This is a genomic window from Streptomyces sp. NPDC052079 (genome assembly GCF_040680275.1).
Lineage (GTDB): Bacteria > Actinomycetota > Actinomycetes > Streptomycetales > Streptomycetaceae > Streptomyces.
The window spans coordinates 778,403-796,266 of sequence record NZ_JBFAWL010000001.1; the positions used below are offsets into that span (position 1 = coordinate 778,403).

Sequence of the window (17,864 nt, forward strand, 5' to 3'; positions counted from 1 at the left end):
GTCACTGCTCCGACTCCCTAATGGTGCAGCGCACCAGAATGTGCTGATGATCCCGGCTTACTTGAATTACCTCTCCATAGACCCGCATCACGCCGCGATCCACCTCAACCAAAGGCACCTGCAGCATCACTGCACGGAGCACTTCGGGCTGATTCATTGGCACAACCAGGTCCACTTTCGCCGCGTGCGTCAGCGTCTCCTGGTACTGCTCGACCCAGGCGTCGGTGGTGGCATCAACGCGCGGGACGTTCTGCGCGTGCACGGTCGCCACCAGCAACCGGTCCAGCACGGCCGGGTGGTCACTGTCCCGGTAGGGCTGGTAGGTCTCCAAGTGATGGTTACGGGCTTGGTCGCCACGCGGCCAGAGCATGCTAAATGCCTGGTCCGCGGTCAATGCCCGCGGCAGGGGCACCGCGCCGGCGCCCGCGGCATACGCCACCACCCGAGCATCCACCTCGATGCCCACGGCTTCCTCCAGACCATTCCATGCCTGAATCAGCGCCCACGCAGCGGCATCCGTCATCCGGTCAGAGCCCGGACGCAGCAACCGGGTCGCCAACGCCGCCACGTCCGCATGCCGAGGCGCACCGTCCAACGCGCCCCAGGCTGCTCTGACCTGCCGCAGCGCGGCACCGGCAGCACCGGCTGACCCAGCATCCCGCACTTGCCCAAGGGCCTGAGCCAACTCCCCACTCGGCTCCTCCTCGACGACATGCCGCAGTAGATCCGTTAGCCGCCGATCGGTGTACTCATACGCGTTGGGCCGCAATGCAGCCTCCACCAGCGTCCAGAAGCGAGCCGGATCTTCGCCGTAGTGGTAGGCCAGGGCTTCAACGATGCCCAAGCCCCCTTCGGAGGTTTCACTGATCCAGATCGTGTCGACGCCCTCGTCGGTGCCGGCCACCACATCGATGGTCACATCACCGTCCTGGGCATCCGGGCAGATCCTCAATGCTGCCTCGAGGATTGCCGCAGCCAAAGTGTCGCGGTAGGCGCGCCGGGCAAGTTCGCCGGTGGCTTCTTCAACCTCCGCGGAAAACAGCAGCGCGCCTGCCTCGTCCATGGCACGCGCCACATCCGGCACCTGGCTCAGAGCCTGGAGATCGGCTGTCACCCGGTCGGCAGACCCGCCACCCGCAGCCTGAGCGCCACTGGCTATTGGATCCTGCCGATACAGCATCTGGATGACCTGATCCGCCTGCTCACGCCACGCCCCGCCGGCCAACGCAGCATGGATCGCCTCCGGCGTCTCCTTCTGCAACCCGCGCACGGCGAACGTGGTCAGGTAGACCAGCGCCAACCAGCCCCGCTGGAACACATTGGCGTGCGCACTGATCCGCGGATCCTCAGCAACGATGCGGGTGAACGCCTTTGTACGCCACTGCCGTGAGCGAAGATGCTCCACGATCCGCGGCGCTTCGATATCCAAGGCAGCCACCTGGACCTGCAGCGCGTCCGCGGACGACGCAAACCCCATAGCGGCAGCTTCACCATCCAGGGTGTAGCGCACCGACACCCGTTCCCGTTTCACCGGCGTGCCACGCGCGATGTCGCATTCCGCGCCGTAGGTCATACGGCGCACTTCGATGGGGTTACCCGCCGCATGCGTGGCAAAGCCCACCTGCGTGATGCGGCCCTGCCACGCCGCCAACTCCGGCACAGTGGCCTCGGTGGGACCACCTGACCAGTTGGGGAGGAACGCACTCGCCCACAGCGGGCGCCCCTGAGAATGGGTGGCCACATCGTCATCAGGTGCGGCCAGGATCATCCTGTGGGGACGCGTGACCATCAGGGTCCCCACATCTCCTCGGCCGCTGTCCCATCGGCCTTGCGATGACGCGAGCCGAACGATCCCGCTCAGATCGAGCGTGACGTCACTCGAACCTGCCGGCACCGCCAGCCAGGTACGGTGACGGTCGCTTTGGTAGCCGTAGCGGCGGCTGACCCGACCAGGGACCGCTTCCGCCAGCGCCCGTCCCACCGGCAGTCGCTCATCCCCGTCGGCGGCGAAGGGAAGTTCGAACTCCACCTCCGGCAGATTCAACGGATCGAACAGCGAGCGGGTGACGAACTCCGGCAAGAACGCGAACGGACCCGCTCCTGCATCGCTGTGCACCGGATCACGGCCCACCGCAAGGCGCCGCAGGATGGTCGGCGCCACAGCCAGCATCAGCGACCGCGGCTGTTCCCACAGCAGCGCCAATACACCGTCGTCATCGAGCGCCAACGCTTGCTGCAGGTGCACGGTCAGAGCGGCCAGCAACCCGTCGTCGCCGTCCAGCAATCCAGCAAGGTCGCTGCATACCTGCTCCCGTGCGCGCCCATACCTCTCACCCGGAGCCGGGTCGGCGGTTCCCGTCAGCAGTTGGCGCGCGTCCACCCCTAGGCCGCGCTGGCGCAGTCGCATGCCGAGCCAGTCCACCAGCGCCTGCGCGCCTTGGATCTTGATGATGTGGCGGTTTCCCAAGGGCAGGTTGCGCGCGGCAACCTCGGGGGAGAACAGCGCGTCGTAGCCCTGATAGGCCAATCGGTCGCGGCCGAAGTCGGAGAGGGTGACCAGCGTCAAGGGGCGCGTGCCGCGCTCACGCCCGGCACGACCCCGCCGCTGCAGGAAGGACGCGGCATCATGCGGAGCCTTGTGCTGCAGCACGAACCCGACGCGGGGGTCGTTGAAGCCCACTTCGAGCGACGCGGTTGCCACGACCAGATTGGCTTCCGCGTCGACGCCGGCGTCCTGGGACGAAGTCCGCCCGATCAGCAGAGGCCGCTGGACCAGATCGGCACTGAGATGGTGCCCGATGCGTTCGGGAAGGTCCCACGACTGGCCCACCGCATACCGGGCATCCGACGCTGGCAGATCCTGACCGCGTAGCGCCGCCAACACAGGCTTGTCGCACTTCCGGCGTCCTAGGCGGCCTATCTGGCCTCCTTCGGCATCACGCAAGTCGTCGTACAATCGGTTGGTGACATCCAAGTCGTCAGTGAACAAAAAGCCCCGGCTGCCGTGAAGAGACTGTTGCAGCGGGGTGCGGTAGTCGAGCAACCGGCCGTGCAGCATGGCGGTCTGGATGGCCACCGACAGCAAGCTCACCCCTGAGATCGGATCTCCGCGCAGGGCCAGGGCGTACTCACGGCCCTCGCTCTCCAGGTCGTCCGGATGCGGCTCGATCAAGGTGACCTTCCCCGCCTCCAGTCCGGTCAACTGCGCCATGAACTGATCAGCATGACGCAGCGTTGCGCTCAGCCCCACGAATGTGACGGGGCTTCGCCGGGCGTGGCGCCACCGCCGCAGCAACAAGGCGGTTTGCGCTCCTGTCGAACTGGTGTGCGTGTGTACCTCATCCAGCAGCACCACGCGCGGTCCCGCCCCGGGTATCCAGCCCAACACCCGTCCCAACACGGACCCGGCACTGACGCGGTTGAGCATCTCCGTAGTGGTGAAGAGCAACTTGGGGGCGTCTTGACACAGTGACTGTCGCGTCAGCGCCACCATCCCTGAGGGCAACTCCTTGCGACACTGAGCACAGCGCAGTACTTCCCGCTGGCGCTCGATGTCGCGTCGCGACCACTCCAACAGGCCGCCATCGCACGAGGGGCAGTTCAGGTAGGGACAGACGAAGCCGTCACGTGACGCTGGCCATGCCCCTGGCCGCTTGGACTCAGCCTTGGCAATCAGGTCCTTCCCGTTCCAAGGCGTACTGCCATACAGCACGCCGATGCGCAGCGCGCTCAAGCCCCGCTCTTTCAGCCGAAGGTTTCCTGCCACCGCGTCCCGCAATTGGTCCCGCAGCAGTTCCACCCGTGGATACAGCGCCAGGGTATGCACCACGTTGTGACGTCGGTCGTGGACCAGGGCCGCGAAATCGGGCAGGTAAAACGCCAGCGTCTTGCCACTACCGGTACCCGCGCTAACCACAACGCCACGCGAGTCGGTGGCCTGCAGACAGTGCAGGACTGCCTTGGTGGCATCCACTTGGAACCGCGACAAGTCGTAGGCGCCGATCTGACTGCGCGCCACCTTGGCATGCAGATCCGTCCATCCCGGCACTTGGGCCATCTCGGCGATTGCCTCCGCCGCGGGGACGTTCCGCTTGGGATAGCGGCGTTCGGCCACGTGCAGGCGGTAATCCGCCACCAAGCGTCGGCCCTGCTCCCACCACCGCTCCGGCAACTGCGACGCGCCGGGCTTAAAGCCTCGCGGGGGGAACAACTGCCGCAACGCTGCGGTGAGCCGCACCCCCTCTGCCAGACGCGTGCGGTAGCGCTTGGGGTTGTCCGGCAAGGGGAACAACAGATGGTGCCGTTTCAGGCTGTCCAGCAGCCCATCGCCCCCGAATTTTGCAGCTTCAGGGTCGTCCGCGGCCAACTTCCACAGCACATTCAGCACTTCACCGCGCGCCAGGGCACCCTCTGTCACCCCCCAGGACAACAACGGCAACTCAAGATCTTCAAGTACCGTAAGCGCACGTCCAAGCAAAGCGCGGCTGGGAACCGTCTGCGAAACCACCGACCGTCAGTCCGCCTTCCGGGTGACAGAGATCCAAACGTCCTGATCGTATTGACGCAGCAACGCAATGTCATCCGCGCTCAGGTCACGCAGCGTCATCCCGCCGGCGTCGATCCGTTCGACCAACTGCGCAAGTTCCGCCGGCACGTCACTGGGCGCATGCGCCAAGAGGCGCATCATGTCTGCATAAGCGGTGCAAAAGCCGCGGATCACTGTGCCGTCGACGGCGCGCCGCTCGGCATAGGCGCGCAGATCCCGCAGCAGTGCCTCCGCCTCACGCCGCTCCGCCGGAGCCAGAGCTGCAAAACGTACCGAGGAGACACCGCTCACCTGCGCCCGAGCCCACTGCGCCCAGGCCTCTCGGATCGCTGAGGTGAACTCCTTCGCGCAGGCCTCGAGCGCCTTTTGCGCCTCGGTGAACACCCGATCACCCGGAAGACCGCCACGGGACTTGTTCACAAACCGCTCATAGGCGCCCATCAAGGGCGTCAGGTCCACTGACTGCCCGGTGCGCTCTTTGAGCAGCGAGGCAATCGTCACCTGCCCGGTGGCTTTGTCCAGCGCGCCACGCACCTCATCGATGCGTCGTACCAGCCGCTCCTGCTGTACTGCATCCTTTCGTGCCTCGGCGATATGGCGCGCCTGATTTTGCAGTTCGCGCGCCTTGTCCAGAACCGAAGTGCTCACTTTTCGCCCTCCGACGCCGCCTGTGCGACCTGAGTGATCTGCTCCCAGGTGTCCGTCAGCGCTTCCATTTGCTGACTGGCCGTGCTGGCGGCTGTCTGTCCGCGCTCTTGAGCGGATCGCAGCGCATCGCCGAGGAACGCGTCAGCCTCCTGCAACAGGCGATGCATGTCGGCCAGGTGCGCATCCCTCAGTGGTATGACGCCCTGCAGCATGGCGGCCAGCTCGTCAGGCTTCTCCAGGTCGGGGGTGAGCTTGGCCAAGTCTTTCTCCAACACCGTCACACTCGCCCAATCGGCGTCCTGGATCTCCTCCATCAGTTGGCGGATTACCGGTACCTGACCGCCACCTTCCAGACCCAACTCCACCGCCACCCGCAGCGAAGCCTCCAACTGGCTCAGCAGATCAGCTGAGCGCTCTCCTCGCGGGAAACGCTCCCGGATCCCCTGCAGCAAGGCGATCAGGTGTGCGTGCTGGGTCGGCACCAGGACGTGCCACCCCGCCAACGGCTGTGCAGCATCTTGCGCCCACTTGGGCAGTTCCATCTCGCCCAAGTCCCACCTCTTGATCGCACGGCGTAGCAGTGGCAGTGCTCGGGCAGCGTCGATGACCTGTACTGCGCCCGTTCCCTGTCCCACCCCGAGCGCTCCGCGCAGCGTGTCCACCAGTGGCCCGCGTCTGGCCAGGTGGCTGATGAGGCTCCGTTGCCACATCTCGGTTCGGGAGGAGACATCCGGGCGCTTCCAAGATTGTCCGGAGTCGAAGGCGGCAGCGTGCAATTTCTCCAGCGGCATGCCCGGGTGAGCTCGGCCGGCGAGCGCTGCACCCATCAACGACACGCGCAGCCCCGCCACCAAATCATCGTCGGTGACTTGTGACTGCTCGGTGACACGTTCACGCAGGACGCGGGCGTAGCGGTCGGCCATGCTGGACAAGCGTACGACGTCCTGAGGCCTCACCCCGACCGCGGACTCAGTGCTCAGCAGGATCAGGCTTTTGAAGAATTCGGCGTTTGCGGGCTTCCGCTTGAGAATAACAGGCGAGTCACCCCGGGCCAGTGCCTCAGCCGATGCCTGCTCAATGGAGACAGTGCTCGCCTTGTTGGTCCAGCCTGCCTTGTCAAGTTGACCGGAAGACAGTGGCTTCACCGGAGGGTTGAGCCAATCCTGTCGGTAGAAAGCGGCTCGTGAAACCATCGAACGCACGGTGGAGGCCTCCGCCGTCGGCAGGCCGGTGTCCCCGGTGCTCCAACTCTCCACCAGGTCCAGGCGCTTTCGCAGACTCGGCGGTAGGAGGGATGGCCCCACATCGGGCGGGGCGACTACAGGGGTCTTCGCAGTCGCCTTGGGCGTCTGGGGGAGCACACGGGGGCGATCAACGTCGAGGGGCAGGTCAGGTAGGGAGAAGGCGGTGGCGATACCGGGTTCGAGGTTGATCAGTTCGGCGGGGCTGTTTGCCCAGAATTCCAGTAGTTTCTCGCGGCGTGCGCCATCGGTCTGGTCGAGGTCTTCGATCTGTTCCCGCACTCGGCTGGCCAGAGGCAGGTCTCCTGCCTCGCGGTTGCTCTTGAAGCGGCCGCGGAACTGTTCGTCGGGGAACGAGCCCTCTTGGATGCTATCGAAGCCTTCGGTCAGGACAGGGATCAAGGCCCGGCTGAGAACGGTGCGTGGCACGAACGCCTTCGGCTGTGCCGCCGGAGCGACCGCGTGGACGGTCCGGTTCAGTGCGAAGCGGTTGAACGGGTACAGGCCATACCCCTCCGCCGACTTGCCGAAGGTGTCATGGCAGGGGGCTTGGAAGGGGCATTCCTCGCACTGGTTGGGTACCGACTCTCCGGCGTGTGCCTCCAAAGCCTTGCGGCCCACCCGGGCGGCGTTGAGGTAGCGGCCGGCGAAGGAGGCGACGGCTTCGGGGCTGTCTTCCTCCAGGACAAGGTCCAAGTTGTAGACGTGACCACCGGTGGAGGCCTCAATGCGGGTGAGAGCCGTTTCCGGTAGATCGTGGAAGTAACCGCTGGTGATGGCCATGAGAGTGCGCATCGGAGCAAGGGCGGTGCGGCCCTCGCGCTGCGACGTCTCGGTGATCGCATCGAGCAGATCACGCTGCACACCCTGAATGAGGGCGAAGTCCTCGACCAGCAGGACAATCTCTTTGCCCTGCCGCGCGTAGATCTCCCGCACCTTCTTCATCGCATCAAGGACGCGTCCACCGCCCAGCGAGGAGGTGGCCTGAACAGACTTCTCCCAGTACTCGTTGAGCATGTCCACCGCAGCGTCGCGCATCTGCGGCTTCGACAACAGCAACCGCAGCATGACCCGTGTGGGCGCGGCCACTCCGTCCATCACGGAGTCAACACTGAGCGGCAGGTCATCAACGGTGAAAAGGGGAGGACGCTCTGCATCCGAACCGCGATCGCTGAGCATGTGCTCGGCGAAGCGCGGGATGAACTTTCCCTCCTCCAACATCTGATCTTGCAACACCGGGTCCTGCAAGATCACCGCCAGGCCCTTCAGACCCGCGAGTTGCCGCTGCTTACCGCGCAGTTCACCAGCCACAGTCCCCGCAAGCGCGATCTTCAACTCATTGATGAGCCGCAGGGCCAGCGTAGAGGCATCCGTGCCGCTGGTGGAGCCCCTGACATCCGAGCGGATCTGAGTGATCTCCTCATCGTCGATTCCCTCCAGCAGCGACTCGATCACATGCCGCAGGCTGGTCTTGGATTTCTCAAGGTAGATCACCTTGCGCTTGTCCGAGGCCGGCAGGTTCTCCCGCACCCAGCGCACCAGGTGAGACTTTCCCGATCCGGACTCGCCGACGATCGGCATGAGCACCGTGCCGGTGGCAGTCTTGCGTCCGAGGAAGTCCTTGAGGACATCCCTTTCGCTGACGAGTTGGCCGGTGTTGGTGAACTGCCTGCCGTCGATCTCAGCACGCTGCATCTGCAGAGGAGTGTGTGTCGCCAAAAAGACTGCGGGGGAGGCCACCACCGCTTCGGTCTGGATGGTTGAGACAACCCGCTCGACGTCCCAGCAGACGTAGTCGCGAAGTTCAGGCATCGTCGCCCTCCAGCAGGGTGATGGAAGAACAAATACGGGGAGAGGAACGTTCCGGGTCATGCAGATTGATGACCACGGAGGCGTCCGAGTCCTGCCCGAGCAGCAACCACCCCTCGTGCTCGCCCCGCAACAACGCAAAGGACAAGGCCGCACCAGCAACCTTTGGAGCATCAATGACATAGCCCAGCGACGTGGCGAGGGCCCCACCAGACACCACCGGCAGGTGGTGGCGCAGCAGCTGGACGGCCGTCATGGAATCAGTGGCGCGGCCACGCTCGAGTCCATCGGTGAGTACCTGATGGATTGCACGCGTGCAGTCCGGCACGTGCCGATTGGCGGCGTGAGGCGCCGGCGCGATCAGCCCTAGGGCGGTTCCCCAAGCAGCGAATGAGGGCCACCGTGTGTCATTGGTCAATACGAGTTGGCCGTCCGGCGCGTCGCGATTGTGGGCCTGGTCGACGAGCGCCCAGTTGAATGCTTCCTTGAAGGGGTCCCTTGACAGGATCCAGGCAAGAGCGCGCCGGATGTCCTCCGGCGGATCCGGCACCTCGCCGTGGACCCCCAAGACGGCCGCGCGCGCCACCTTTTGGAAACCGGCGAAGTCGTCAACGGCAATCTTCTCCAGCCCCCCGGCAAGGGACCAGCAGTCGTCTTCGGATGCGGCAGCCAGGCCTAGACCCTTCAGCGTGTTCAGGGCGTGATGTACCGGGCCGGTGTTCTTCGCCGCCTCTCCCGGCTCCAAGTACATGGTGATCGTCTGCTTAGATACGGGTTTTCCCTCCGACGCGAGGAAACGTACCGCAACCCACATGACTCCCGGCTGCGGAGTGGGGGTGTTCAGCAACTGCATCGTTAGAGCTCTTTTCTCGCATGCTCGAGGGAGACCGTGGTCGCATGGGTGTCGAGTAGGAGGCGACCGGGGCGTTCTGGGTCTTCCGCCTTCTCGGGATGCAGCAGGTAGAGGGGCTCGCCGTCGGACAGACGCGTCCAGGCGTCGGCGTCCACGATGGTTGCGTTCTCCTTCTCCACCCACACCATCAGGCCTTGAACCTCGTGCACCAGGCTGCCGTCGTTATCGAAGACCACCGCGGCCGAACCGGCCTCCTCTTGGATCTGGAGTGCCTGCTCGGCGCTAAGACCGGGACCGCCGAAGTAGGAGGCTCCCGACCGCGCCAGGCGCACCAGCAAGGGCAGCAACTCTGTGCGGCGCTCGTCGCCGCTGCGCCAGTACAGGCACAAGCTCGCACCGTAGGGGTGCAGTCGGTGCAGCGGAGCCCTGGTGCGCGGCCATTCGGCGATGTCCGGGTCGGGGGACAGGGGAGCGCGATACAGCGTGCCTGGGCCGCCGGGTGGCAGGCCCTGGCGCCGACACGAAGGGCACCCGCGACAGCCCGGCATGGTGAAGTAATCATCCACGGTGTAGTACTGCGCCAGGTCATCGGCCAGGCAGCAGCGACGCAGCAGCAGTTGCTCCATCCGATTAAGGGCGCTGTCTTGAGCTCTTCTGATGTTGCCTCGCACCCGGTCGATAGCGGCGGCGAAATAGGCGGGATCGTTGGTCTGCCCGTCCTTGAGGTCGACATCCACGAGGTCGGGCGCCTCGTCGTAGAACGCGGTCAGCCTTCGCCGCCACGCCGCCTCGTCCTCTCCTTGCCCACGATGCGGCGGCTCGGGGGGCCGGATCTCGATCAGGCCGGCGCGCACCATGAAGTTGAGGATCTGCTCGTTCCATCCGCGGTGGCGTTTGAATCCTTCGGCCAGGCGCGTCGGTCGGTGCGTCAGGTTCAGCCGGTAGCAGGTGCCCTCGGTCCTGGTGTGCTGCAGGAACATACCTTCCCACCAGCGCTCCCACGCGGTAGGAGCGGTGATGAGGTTCTGGCGGTTGAGGGTGTGCGCGATCGCGCGATCTGAGGGAATGGTGGCGAGGTAGGCCAGGGACGGGCTGCCGTCCCGCCCGCCGCGCCCGACTTCCTGGTAGTAGCGGTCCACCGTCTCCGGCAGGCAAGCGTGGATCACCGTGCGCACATCCCCCAGGTCGACCCCCAGGCCGAAGGCGGAGGTGCCCACGATGACATCGAACCGTGTCGGCACGGGGGAGTCGCCCTGGCGGCCTGCCCAACCGGACAGTGCCGCACGCCGCTCCTCCTCGGTGGAATCACCGTGCACGGTGCCCACCCGGTGCAGTCCGGCCTGCCGCAGCTTGTGCAGCCACAGTTTGGCGTCTTCACGTCGCGCCACGTACAGCGCCATCGGCTTGGGCAGGCGGGTAACGGCCTCCAGTATGGCCTCTGTGCGTTTTTCCTCGTCAGAGAGGGAGTCGATGAAGTAGGCCGGCTCCTGCCGCAACTCCGATGCCCACACCATTTTCGCCTGCCGTGGCCGGGCGAAAAGGTTTTCCAAGGTGCTGACCTGCTGCTGCGTAAGCGTGGCACTCATGGCAACGGTGCGCGGTGCCCACTGCTGGCCGGCTGCGCCGATCCAGTTGCGTCGCTGTGCGGCCAGCGACTGAAAGGCCGTGCGGAAGTCGTTGCCCCACTGCTCGACGAGGTGTGCCTCGTCCAGGATGAGGTAGTGCAAGTGCTTGGCGTTGGCAGCCTCCAACAAGGCCGCCTGCAACCCCATGGTCACCGCCTCGGGGGAGGCCACCACCAACCCTTGGCGTCCGGAGACGATGTCGTCACGGATCTGCTGTTTGGCGGCGGCATCCAAGGAGCCGACATAGGCATACCTGCGCCGGGCGGCGTCGGGATGGGTGCGACTGAGCAGGCTGCGGATGCGGCGTTCCATGTCGATGGCCAACACCACCGTGGGAACCACCAGCACCGACACGCCACCGTGGGCACCGGCCAGCAAACATGCCGCGAGCGCCACCGGGGTCTTGCCATGTCCGGTGGGAAGGCAGACGATCGCCGTTTCCCCCGGCGGCATCATCGCTAGCGAGCGCGCTGCCTGTTGCTGGCCCCGGGACAGGTAGTGGCGGTAGTTCCACACATGCGTCCAAAACGGGTCGGCCGGTGTGTGGTCCAACGCTCGCCGCATCGAGGAGTCAGTCCCCAAGACGGCCTGGCGGACCTGGTCCAGGCCTGCTTCGCACGCTGCGGCAGAGTCCTCCGTCGGCGCCCACGGCACGCCGCGCAGCAAGACGCGCTCACCGTCGAAGAGCGCGTCCAGGCCGCCCGCCCGCCACTGTTCGAGCGTCGGCAACCCCTCACGCAGGGGGACCGGCAGGCGGGCAGGGTTGCCCAAGGCGTCAGCACGCAACAGGATTTGATGCGTCAAGGTGACGACGTCGAGCCATCCGCCGGCACCACTGCCTAGTCCGGCCAGCGCGTCGCTCAACCGGCGCGCCGTTCCCGCCGAGGGCGCATCCGTACCGGCTGCCGGCCACGCGGCGAACAGGCGGCGGGCTTGCCCCCATTCATCCATGCTCATGCCTGCACGTACTCCAAGCCCCTACGCACGACGCACACGGCGGCGACGATACGGATTACCGGACGGGACAACCCCTTGGCCAACGCCTCCAGGACGGCGGCATCGGTAACCAGGCCCTCGGTGTCGGTCACCAGGTGGCCTGCGGCGCGCCGCGCACCGCACTGGGCGTTGAGGACGGCGGCCACCTCCAACGCCTGCTGCTGGGCTTCCTCGCAGGTGGCTGTCAGATTCGTGTGCTGGTGCAGGAAATCGAAAGCGGCCTCCGAGGCCTCGCGGGCAAAGGCAGCGGCGACCTTCTGCCCGCCAAACAGGGCGAAGTACTCATCGGCGCGGGCGCTGTTGTAGTTACGGTCACCGCTGAGCTTGTTGTACGGCGCGTTCAGCCATGCCACCTGCGCCGTGTCGGTGACGCCCCGGTTGGTACCCCCTTCCACCCACACCCGGTGCACGAACGGAGCCAGTATGCGGTCGGCTTGCCGGCGCAGGGCCCGCGCCGCATCCGGGCTGTCTTCCACACAGGACAAAGCGGCTGCGACATCGGCTTCGATGAGGAAGTCAAAGCCGTAGTAGGGCTGAGGCTCCTCACCACGCGCCATGCGCCGGTCGATGCGGCGAAACACCGCGCATTGCCCCAAATCGTCACTGAGGACTGCTTCGCCGAGGAGGTCCACAAACGGATTACCCAACCTGAAAAGCCGCGCACCCGGACACCGCAGTGCCACCGAACGGTTGAACACGCCCGCCGCCAGCCCATCATCAGTGATCCGCTGATGTACCCGCCGCCAGTGCCGCGGCGCTAGCAAGGGATGCGCAGAACTGACGTTGAACTGCACCGCCGGTACGCCGTTGACCGAGCGTGTCACGTGTTGCAGGCGGATCCCCCCACTGTCCTTGTCGGTGTAGCCCATAAGCGCCGACTGGATCTGCTTCCAATCCGTCTCCACATCGACCAGGGATTGTGGAACGCTGCGCAGCCCTTGCCCGGCGGTGTGAATGGACTCCAACAGGTCCATCTTGGCGATCTCCTGCTGTTCCTCCCTCAGACGACGGCGTACTTCCTCTCGCTGCGCCAGCAACCCCTCCGGTCCGGCTGCAAAGGCCTGCTCCCACACCCCGTGAAGGGACTGCGCCATGGCATCCTGCAACGTTGAGGTGGAGGCGTCGAAGACCCCATAGCCCTCGGTCAGCAACGCCGCCCAGGCCTCGTCGAAGGAGGCATCGCTGCCGTTTTCATCGGCTACACGGAACTGTGCGGCAGGCTCGTCGCGACCTGCACTCTGCTCACCGGGATAGCGGTCCACCCTCCCCAACCGCTGCTCCAACTGATTGGCCGACCATGGCTGCCGCAGGTGAAACACCCCGTCGGTAACCTGCAGGTTCAATCCGTCCTCGGCGGAGTCGTCGGCAATGAGTACCGCCTGTCCCGCAGCGTTCGACCACGTCGTCAGCGCATTCGCCGCTACCGCCGGCTCCTGACGCTGAGAGTGCTCAGCCACCGTCAGCCGCCCGAATCGGCGTCTTAGATAATCAGTGAGGTGGCCGGCCATCTGACCCGGTCCACAGAAGATCACCGACTTCTTCAGCCCACGCAAGTGGGGCAACAACGCGTCTACCAGGCCGCGCATGTCCTCCCGGGAAGGTGCAGAGATCTCTCCTTGAACGCTGTTGAGCAGGCCGCGCTCGACAGCCACCACTGGGGCTGCGGCCAGCAGCGTCCTTTCCTGTGCGCTCACGCCGGCCCGCTGCGCGGCGGCCTCATCGGCATCCAGGCGCCAGCGCAACACATCGACGACGTCTTGAGGCAGGCCCGTCGCTCGCGTAGCAAGAACGGCCAGCACCATGCCGTAGGCGGCGCTCTCGCCGGTGGCCTGCTGGTTGTCCAGATGGTCACGCACCTGGCTCCACCAGCGCAGCACCAACTCCGGCCCCGCGTCCGCAGCGCCGGAAGCGGCCGGGATGAGCGTCGGCCGAGCCCGGCCCCGCACCGCGTATGTCAACCCCACCGATTCGGGCTCGGTGCTCTCCCGCAGTACCGCCTCGCGACGATGGCGGATCACCCGCCGGTGAATACGGTAGGTTTCACTGAGATGAGCACGCACCTGTGCGACCCGGTAGGCGAAGTCACTACGCCGGGCCTCATCGACCAGTTCGTCCTCATCATCGAGCAACGCCAGCACATCGCCAGCGAGCTGATGAAAGCGCGTGTCGGAGGCGGGCAGGAGGTCGGCGATGTCAGTCAGGCTGTCGCGGATCACATAGTTCAACTCCGGATCGAGGGACTGCACGGCGTCGGCTAGTGCCGCGCGCATCGCATACCGCTTCTCAAACTGTGCCTGCTGATCCCATCGGTACAGCTTCGGATCCAGCAGGTGCAACAGGCCCAGATTCGTCAGGTAATGCGAGGTGACCGGCGTCGCGGACAGCAGCAGCAACCGCTGCGCAGAGTGCGCCAGCGCACACAACTCCCGGTAGGGCGACTGCTGCGGACCCGACTGCACCAGAGCGTGCGCCTCATCGACCACCACCAGTGCAAAGCCCTCATAGGCCTGCCACTTGTGCGGGGTCTCGTGAGAGGTGACGACCAACTGCTCCTTGGAGAAGTCGCCAATGTGGAACTTCTCCTGAAGCTCCCTCAGCCACTGCCGGCGAAGCGCTGCGGGAGCGACCACCACAACCCGCGCAGTCGGATCGTCCAGCAGCACCTGCCGAACCACATAACCCGCTTCGATCGTCTTGCCCAGCCCGACCTCATCGGCTAGCAGGTACCGTTGGACGGGGTCGGACAGCACCGTCAAAGCGGCATCGACCTGATGAGGGTAGATCTCCACCGACGAGGAGGAGAACGCACTCATGCCGGCGCAGGCACCACGCTGACGCACCAGGCTGTGCAACATCGGCAGGCGGGCCTGCCGGTAGGGAGCGGTACTGCCTCCGCGCACGGCGAGATTGGCCGTAGGATCCTGCACGGGGCGATCCCAGCGGACGTAGAGATCGTCCACGGAGACTGGCAGGTCGTAGTCTGCATTGGGGAACCGCACGATGTACTCACGCTCACCGGCGTAAGCAACCCGCCCTGCGTTCCACGCCCCGTTGCGGTTGCGACTCCTCCACCAGATGCGCTCCTCGACATCGAGAAGCACCCGGTGGGCAAGTCGGTCAGCAACCCACTGTGAGTGCGCCACGGTGGTAACCGGAGACTCGAAGTAGTCGACGCGGACACGGCCGTCCTCCACCGCCCCGACCTTGCCGATGCCCGGACCCCCCGGCACCTGCACGAAACTACCAATCCACGAAGCATCGGCGCGAGCGTACGTCATGGCCCTACCCCCCACATGCCGTGCAACCTGCCGCTCTTCCGAGCTAACACCCCCCAGGCGTTATGGCTGCAAACCTTCACTATTTGATCACATCCTGGGCGTGTATTTGAACCCATGAGGATGTGCGGGCTTCGCCGAGCGAACGGGGACGCCGATATAGGTGTAGCGCACATCGGCCATAAGGGGAAGGATCCGGCGCTTTCACCATCCCTGCAGGTCGGATGAACTGAGGCGACGCGTGAGCCCTCAGGTCAAGGCGCTGCCCTGTCGGCAGCAAGGCCAGTCACAGCCAACCTGTTCGCCTGCATGTACTACGGCGCCTTGCGCCCGGCTGAGGCCTCGGCCTCACCGATGCGGACCTGAAGCTCACCGAGGTCGGCTGGGGAACGGTGCTGCTGAACCGGACGCGCCCCCGTGTCGGCAAGCAATGAACCGGACTCCGGCGAGACCCACGACGACCGGGGCCTGAAGAACCGGCCGGCGGAGAAGGTGCCGCTCGTACCGATTCCGCCCCAGCTCGTCGCCACCCTCCGGCAACACTCGACACCTTCGATAGCGACGAGGACGGGCGGCTGTTCGCCGATGAGCGTGGGGGAGTGGTCGGCTCCTCGACGTACTACCGCGTCCGGCACAGGAAGCGCGTGCGCTGGCGCTCCCGCCGGTCGCGGTCGCCTCCCCGCTCGCGGCTCGCCCGTATGACCTCCGGCACTCGGCACTGTCGACCTGGCTCAACTCCGGAGTTGACCCGACAGAGGTCGCCGAGCGTGCGGGCGTCAGCGTGGAGGTCCTGCTGAGCCGCTACGCCAAGTGCATCGACGGACGGCAGGGGATCGTCAACCGCAAGATCAAGGAACTGCTGCGCGAGTACGAGTGATCGGGCGGTGCACTGTCGGTGCCGTCCTTTACGCTGCGCCTTTGATTGAACAGTCCAGGTGGGGAGGGACAGAGGTGGGCGGCAACGCATGGCGGGACACTGGTCCGTATCAGCGTGATCTGGACGCCGCATTCCGGCAGGCCCAGGAAGAGGAGCTGGCGCGGGACAACCACGGTTTCGAGGGCCGGTCTGTCGAGGAGCTGTGGCGCGACCCGGACTGGCAGGATTACGTTCTCACCGGCGGCACGGGCACCGTGCTGGACTTTCCCTGCATGATCGAGGCCACGGACACCGTCAACGGCCCGTTCATGCGGCTGCTGACCGATGATGAGGTGCGTGCGTGGGCTCCTCACGGCCGGCCCACCTACGCGGAGTGGGACGCCGCCCTCGCCTCCGAGCGGTTGGGCTTCCCGGGCCGCGCCCAGGGGAACTGCACGGTGCTCTACCGCGACGGCCGGCCCGCGCAGATCGCCTACTGGGGGGTCACTGCCGACTAGCGGGGCGGCGTCGTGATCAGGCTCAGTGGAGGAGACACATCGGTGGTCCCCGAACTCGTCCTGGGCCACCAACGTTGTCCGCGCTTCGGTAACACAGCTCACCGAGCGGGGAAGGTGAGTCGCAGAACGATCTCGCCGTCGTCGATCTCCCCGGTGGGCTCGAACCCGAACTTCTGGTAGAAGGGCCACGGCTCGCCGTCGCCGGGCTCGTAGCTGGTCAGCAGCTCGGTGGCGCCGTCCGCGCGCACCAGGGTGGCGACCTGCGTGAGCGCTTCTCGGCCGATCCCTCGCCCCTGGTAGCGCTTGTCGACGAGGAGGCGCCAGAGGAAGTGACGCCCTTGGTAGGGACCGGCAGGCGGTTTCCACGACAGCATCACGAAGCCGACCGGCTCATCGCCGCGGTACACGGCGCGGTACCAGGGATTGGCCTCCGGTTTCTTCGCCGCCTCCTTGAGGGAGTGGGACACGGAGGCGACGAATTGCTTCTGGTCACGTCGGACGCGGAGGGCACGGACGGCATCCCGGTCGTCGTCGGTGATCTCCCGTAGGTGCACGCTCGGGGATCTCATCCCACACCCCTTCCGCATCCGGCAGCTGCGCCGTCTCGGCCTACGTGAAGAGCCGCCACCGGGCGGCATTCCCGCGCATCCGCGTCGTCGAGGCCTCCAGGTCGGACGTCTTCGCAGCGTATTCGGCACAGGCGATCTGGAGCGGGACTGGCACGCCGTGCTGTGACCGCGTCCAAGACAGCTCCCAGGAGAGCAACCTGGCCTGACGCGGCGATGCGCGTGCGCAGGCCCCTTCGTCAGTTAGATGCGCTGACCTGGGTAATCGCTCGGCCGCGACCGGCTCCACGTCGACCCGCGGACGAGCCGGATGGCGCAGTCGCAGGTGATCGCGAGAGGTTTCCTTCGGAACTTACCGAAAGGCTATTGACTTATGACATCTGGCGTGCATCGTGGTTAGTAGGCCATAACACCGAAAGGGTTGCAAAGTCGATGACGACGTCTAGTCGACGTAGTGACTTGGACAGGATGTGGTTCAGGCCCCCAGCAAGCCGGCGCGACACCGAGGCGACAGTGACGACTGAAGCTTCAGGACACGCGCAGTACTACTGGGGACTGTTTTTTGCCCCTCAGGGCGCGGCCACTGCACTGTGCTCTGCCGCGACGGTCAGCAGGCCGAGATCGGCTACTGGGGTCACCGGCGATCAACCGACCCTCAGGCCCCTGGACTTGTCCGGGGGCCTTACTGTTTGCCGGGGCTGACCTGGGCAGACGTCTCAAGATCCTGTCCACGAATAGTCCACAGACGCCGACATACGGCGCTCCGGGCGGCATACGCCTGCACAAACACGAAGACCCCACCTTCAGCGTTTTCGCTGGTGGTGGGGTCTTTTGGCACCTTCTTCGAGGTGCCCCCGGCAGGATTCGAACCTGCGCACACGGCTCCGGAGGCCGTCGGATTTACTGTGGCGTGAATCACAACGGCTGGATT

General features: G+C 65.6%; 8 protein-coding genes, 1 tRNA gene and 1 pseudogene. 2 read left to right on the forward strand and 8 right to left on the reverse strand.

Annotated features, from left to right (window positions below):
* Position 1 precedes the first annotated feature (1 nt).
* From dpdJ to dpdE, 6 genes are read right to left on the reverse strand one after another with little or no spacing between them, the layout of a single operon-like run.
* Entirely contained in the window at positions 2-4,507 is a 4,506-nt protein-coding gene (dpdJ, locus tag AB0L56_RS03790; RefSeq protein WP_365418529.1) for a protein DpdJ, read from the reverse strand.
* A gap of 6 nt (positions 4,508-4,513) precedes the next feature.
* Positions 4,514-5,194, reverse strand: a complete 681-nt coding sequence (locus tag AB0L56_RS03795) for a hypothetical protein (RefSeq protein ID WP_365418532.1) — start codon at positions 5,192-5,194, stop codon at positions 4,514-4,516.
* Positions 5,191-8,247, reverse strand: coding sequence for a protein DpdH (gene dpdH, locus AB0L56_RS03800; protein ID WP_365418535.1), 3,057 nt, complete (start codon positions 8,245-8,247; stop codon positions 5,191-5,193). Before dpdH ends, AB0L56_RS03795 begins: the two co-directional genes overlap by 4 nt.
* Positions 8,240-9,097, reverse strand: a complete 858-nt coding sequence (gene dpdG, locus AB0L56_RS03805; protein ID WP_365418538.1) for a protein DpdG — start codon at positions 9,095-9,097, stop codon at positions 8,240-8,242. The genes dpdH and dpdG overlap by 8 nt, the downstream gene beginning before the upstream one ends.
* Before the next feature lie 2 nt (positions 9,098-9,099).
* Positions 9,100-11,679, reverse strand: a complete 2,580-nt coding sequence (gene dpdF, locus AB0L56_RS03810; RefSeq protein WP_365418541.1) for a protein DpdF — start codon at positions 11,677-11,679, stop codon at positions 9,100-9,102.
* On the reverse strand, positions 11,676-14,996 hold the full coding sequence (gene dpdE / locus AB0L56_RS03815; protein WP_365418544.1) for a protein DpdE: 3,321 nt from the start codon (positions 14,994-14,996) through the stop codon (positions 11,676-11,678). The genes dpdF and dpdE overlap by 4 nt, the downstream gene beginning before the upstream one ends.
* Positions 14,997-15,290: 294 nt before the next feature.
* Here dpdE and AB0L56_RS03820 point away from each other — a divergent pair.
* Positions 15,291-15,870 (forward strand): annotated as a pseudogene (locus tag AB0L56_RS03820) (site-specific integrase); the annotation flags it as partial.
* Positions 15,871-15,944: 74 nt separating this feature from the next.
* Positions 15,945-16,367 carry a hypothetical protein gene (locus tag AB0L56_RS03825; protein ID WP_365418547.1) on the forward strand — a complete coding sequence of 141 codons (423 nt, stop codon included), beginning with the start codon at positions 15,945-15,947 and terminating at the stop codon, positions 16,365-16,367.
* Positions 16,368-16,465: 98 nt separating this feature from the next.
* Here the strand turns inward: AB0L56_RS03825 and AB0L56_RS03830 are convergent, their stop codons facing one another.
* Positions 16,466-16,936, reverse strand: coding sequence for a GNAT family N-acetyltransferase (locus AB0L56_RS03830; RefSeq protein ID WP_361028870.1), 471 nt, complete (start codon positions 16,934-16,936; stop codon positions 16,466-16,468).
* An 846-nt stretch (positions 16,937-17,782) separates the two neighbouring features.
* Positions 17,783-17,858: transfer RNA gene (locus AB0L56_RS03835), tRNA-Arg, on the reverse strand.
* Positions 17,859-17,864 lie beyond the last annotated feature (6 nt).

Excerpts from the sequence above, each read along its gene's own strand:
- dpdH (WP_365418535.1), bottom strand. The coding sequence starts at position 8,247 with ATGCCTGAACTTCGCGACTACGTCTGCTGGGACGTCGAGCGGGTTGTC.
- dpdG (WP_365418538.1), bottom strand. The coding sequence starts at position 9,097 with ATGCAGTTGCTGAACACCCCCACTCCGCAGCCGGGAGTCATGTGGGTT.
- dpdF (WP_365418541.1), bottom strand. The coding sequence starts at position 11,679 with ATGAGCATGGATGAATGGGGGCAAGCCCGCCGCCTGTTCGCCGCGTGG.
- dpdE (WP_365418544.1), bottom strand. The coding sequence starts at position 14,996 with ATGACGTACGCTCGCGCCGATGCTTCGTGGATTGGTAGTTTCGTGCAG.
- AB0L56_RS03830 (WP_361028870.1), bottom strand. The coding sequence starts at position 16,936 with ATGAGATCCCCGAGCGTGCACCTACGGGAGATCACCGACGACGACCGG.